This is a genomic window from Sphingopyxis sp. (assembly GCF_019459305.1).
Lineage (GTDB): Bacteria > Pseudomonadota > Alphaproteobacteria > Sphingomonadales > Sphingomonadaceae > Sphingopyxis.
Genome location: NZ_JAIBES010000027.1, coordinates 1 through 2,866, shown reverse-complemented (window position 1 = coordinate 2,866; position 2,866 = coordinate 1). Strand labels below are relative to the sequence as shown.

2 protein-coding genes are annotated in these 2,866 nt (G+C 63.6%); one reads left to right on the top strand and one right to left on the bottom strand.

What is annotated here, in order from left to right:
* Positions 1-86: 86 nt before the first annotated feature.
* A complete protein-coding gene (locus tag K0M74_RS02825; protein ID WP_088440755.1) occupies positions 87-1,433 on the bottom strand; it encodes a glutamine synthetase family protein in 1,347 nt (448 codons plus the stop codon).
* Positions 1,434-1,637: 204 nt separating this feature from the next.
* Between K0M74_RS02825 and K0M74_RS02820 the strand changes: the two genes are divergently transcribed.
* The coding region (locus K0M74_RS02820) for an aspartate aminotransferase family protein (RefSeq protein ID WP_293967695.1) at positions 1,638-2,866 on the top strand (1,229 nt) is incomplete at its 3' end.

Sequence of the window (2,866 nt, the reverse complement as noted above, 5' to 3'; positions counted from 1 at the left end):
GTCGAGCGAAGTCGAGACACCCCGCGCGCCTGCACGGCGTCTCGACTTCGCTCGACGCGAACGGGGAAGGTGGCTTTGACGACACGCTAAACCCGCATCAACAGATGTTCGCGTTCCCAGCTCGACACCACCGACTGGTAGTTGAACAGCTCATAATCTTTCACCGCGAAGAAGATTTCGAAGAAATCGTCGCCGAGCAGATTGCGGACCTTCTTGCACGAGCTGAAGCGGTCGAGCGCTGCCTCCAGCGTGCGGGGCAGGGTGCGGGCGCGGTTGTAGGCGCTGCCAGTGATCGATTTCGCCGGGACCATGCGATCGACAACGCCGATGTAACCGCAGATCAGTGACGCGGCGATCGCCAGATAGGGGTTGCTGTCGGCGCCGGGCAGGCGGTTTTCGACGCGGCGATTGGCCTTTTCCGAAATCGGCACCCGGAACCCGCACGAGCGGTTATCCTCGCCCCACTGGACGTTGATCGGTGCCGCGCTGTCGGGGCGCATGCGGCGAAAGCTGTTGACGTTGGGCGCCCACAGCGGCGCGATCTGCGGCATGTAGCGGACGAGGCCGGCGATGTAGCTGCGGAACATCGCGCTGTCGCGGCCGTTGGCGGTCGAGAACAGGTTCTTGCCGGTCGCCGCGTCGACGACCGACTGGTGAATGTGCATCGCGCTGCCGGGCTGACCCGCCATCGGATTGGCCATGAACGTCGCATAGACGCCGTGCTGCTTGGCAACGCTACGCACCGCCCGCTTGAACAAAAAGACCTCGTCGGCCAGCCGGAGCGGATCGCCATGCTCGAAATTGACCTCGAGCTGCGCGGCGCCCATTTCGTGGATCATCGTGTCGATATCGAGCCCCATCAGCTCGCAATCGTCATAGATATGATCGATGATATCCTCATATTCGTTCATCGCTTCCAGCCCGTAAGGCTGACTGGCGGACTCGCTGCGCCCCGACTGCCCGGTCGGCGGGGTCAGCGGAAAGTCGGGATCGACATTCTGCGACACGAGGTAAAACTCGACCTCGGGCGCGATGACCGGGCGCCAGCCTTTTTCGGCATAGAGCGCGAGCACTTTTTTCAGGATGGTGCGCGGGGCGATGTCGACCTCGCTGCCGTCGCGGTTGAGCACGTCGGCGATCACAAAGGCGGTCGGTGATTTGAACCCCGGCGCGACGCAGATGGTGTCGGGATCGGCGATCAGGATCTTGTCGGGATCCTTGTCCCAGATGTCGTCGATGTCCTCAGGATAATGGCCGTCGATCGTGCAGATGAACACGCTGCCCGGGATGCGCAGCGACTTGTCCTTCACCGATGCCAGAAACTTCTTGGCCGGCAGCACCTTGCCGCGCTGGACCCCGTTGATGTCGGGGACGATACATTCGACTTCGTCGATCTTATGGTCGCTGATCCATTGTTCCAGATTGACTGACATGCGCCCCCGATTGGGCCGAGAGGTTGGCCCGTTGTGCAGTGGCAGCGTATCGCAAGGATCGATGGAGCGCCAGAGGGGGACGCTATTCAGCCACTTTTGGCATGGCTATATGCTGGTTTCTTTGCTTGCGCAGGTTTGGCAAGGCGTCAATCTGGGCCGACCGGGCTTGACCAGGCGCTCGCCTCGTCGTCAAGCAGGGCTTGGATGGGCGGCACTGATGCGCAGGGCAAGGAGGCGATGGCGATGAAGGGCGAAAATGATCCGCTGGCGGCATTCTGGATGCCGTTTACCGCGAACCGATCCTACAAGGCGAACCCGCGCCAGCTCGTATCGGCAAGCGGGATGTATTATCGGAGCGGCGACGGGCGGACGATCCTCGACGGGACGTCGGGGCTGTGGTGCAGCAATGCGGGTCATTGTCGCCCCGAGATTACCGAAGCCATTGCCAAGGCTGCGGCAACGCTCGATTTCGCGCCGACGTTTCAGCTTGGCCACCCGTTGCCGTTTGAGCTGGCGCAGCGGCTCGCGGCGCTGATGCCCGATGGCCTCGACCGGATATTCTTTACCAATAGCGGGTCCGAATCGGTTGATACGGCATTAAAAATTGCACTCGCGGTCCAGCGTGCCAAGGGGCAGGGGACGCGGACGCGGCTGATCGGGCGCGAGCGCGGCTATCATGGCACCGGCTTTGGCGGGATCAGCGTCGGCGGGCTGGTCAACAACCGCCGCGCTTTCGGAGGTGGTCTGCCCGGGGTTGATCATCTGCGCCACACGCACGACATCGCACGCAACGCCTTCACGCGCGGCTTTCCGCAGCATGGCGCCGAGCTGGCCGATGACCTGCAGCGACTTGTCGACCTGCACGGCGCCGAGACGATTGCAGCGGTGATCGTCGAGCCGATGGCGGGATCGACCGGGGTGCTCGTTCCGCCAGTCGGCTATCTCCAGCGGCTGCGCGAAATTTGCGACAAGCACGGCATCATCCTGATCTTCGACGAGGTAATCACGGCGTTCGGCCGCGTCGGCGGCGCGACCGCTGCGGGGCAGTGGGGGGTGACACCCGACATCATCACGATGGCGAAGGGGCTAACCAACGCTGCGGTGCCGATGGGCGCGGTGGCGGTGAAGCGCGAGCTGCACGATGCGGTGCTCGACAGCGTCGATGCGGGCATCGAACTGTTCCATGGTTACACCTATTCAGGGCACCCGCTGGCAAGCGCGGCGGGGCTGGCGACGCTCGACCTATACGCGCGCGACAGTCTGTTCGACCGTGCGAGCGAGCTCGGCAGCTATTGGGAAGATGCGGCGCACAGCCTGAAGGACAAGCGGCACATCATCGATGTCCGCACCATCGGGCTGGTGGCCGGAATCGAACTGGAACCGCGCCCCGGGGCGCCGGCGGCGCGGGGGGGGGGGGTGTTTTGCCGCGGGTT